Origin of the sequence: Sphingomonas sp. PP-F2F-G114-C0414, assembly GCF_003688595.1 — a bacterium.
Lineage (GTDB): Bacteria > Pseudomonadota > Alphaproteobacteria > Sphingomonadales > Sphingomonadaceae > Sphingomonas.
In genome coordinates this window covers 1-1,266 of the sequence record NZ_RCWT01000007.1, presented here as the reverse complement: position 1 = coordinate 1,266, position 1,266 = coordinate 1, and the positions used below count along the sequence as shown (strand labels likewise).

At 55.8% G+C, this 1,266-nt stretch carries 1 protein-coding gene; it reads right to left on the bottom strand.

What is annotated here, in order from left to right; translation table 11 throughout:
• Positions 1-333, bottom strand: a 333-nt coding sequence (locus C8J47_RS00735) for an Imm70 family immunity protein (protein ID WP_121884050.1), incomplete at its 3' end; no start/stop codon positions are given.
• Positions 334-1,266 lie beyond the last annotated feature (933 nt).

The window sequence follows — 1,266 nt, the reverse complement described above, 5'->3', positions numbered from 1 at the left end:
CCGGCCAGTCGATGACACAAAGTAGTTGGAAAGGTTCGTTATATCCGCCGATATATTCCCGCCCCAGGGCGGTGTCTTGGTGCGATCTTCTATGTCCCAAATCACACAGTCCGGCGCAAAATCCGTTAGGCCCGTGCGAACAGCAGCGAGTTCGGCAAGCGCCATCGATGCCTGTTCGTAGGGGAGGCTGCCCGCGTACAGCTTCATAAGCGATGGGAAACGCTTACCCCATTCATCTTCTAGCGTGCCGCTCACCGTCGAAAAGAAGGCGTGCAGGAAGTCGCCAGTGCCAATTTCATCGATAATGCTGCCGACCTTGATAACTACACCCATGCCCCATCCTCATTTAGTCACCCGACTATCGGGGCCGAGGTTCAATTACGAACCGAATCCGGCCATTCCCGTTTTCCGATGCTCATTCGAGAACGTCGCCATGCCTCACGTACGCAGCCGACCCTAAGCATTGAACACCTGGTGTCTCAAAAGCGCTCTTGATGCGCAGAATTAAAGCGCTTGCTCCTGCCCTCAAGGAAGAGCAAAAAGGCCACCCCACGCATCGCATCGATTGAATATCAGGCGCATCAGCTTACAAACTGTCTGAGAAAATGGGGTGGAAGATGCTAGGAATACGCTCACTATGGATTGGATCAATGGCGTTCCTCTCTGCAACCACTGCTTTGTTAGCGATTTCGACCTTCCTCCTCCCTGCACCCGCCGCGTCTAAGGCTTTGCGCCGACCGGCAAGACCCTTTTTTCTTACTTATGCCCCCCGCTCGACTGCGCCATCCGCGATGATGAGCGCTGAAGGCATATTAACGACCCTAGGTAATTGCGTAGTCTTACAGGAGCGAAATACGGTTCGATTCTTGATCTGGCGTGAGCCAACGACGCTTAGAAAGCAGCGTAACGGGTACGTCGTCCGACACATGGGGAGGGTCGCACGCTTCGGCCAACGCATACAGCTGACTGGCACGCTGGGAGGTCCTGTAGCGCCAAGCTACGCCCGCGAAAATAAGATGCCTAACCGCTGCGCGTCCCTCAACTCGATGATGGTGAACGGCATCCTGCTACAGCAACCGTAAACGCCAAGTCGTAGCAGGTGGGCTGCTGCCGGCCTTTGTCGCAGAAGTCGATACGGCACCCTTGGGCGACCGCGGTCTACGGTCGCCTCACACCCAGAAAAATCCTCCCTTTCGAGATCGCGCTTAACGAATGGCCGTTATTGGGCGCCCGGATCGCCAGCCTGAACGTCCGGATGTGGGCGAA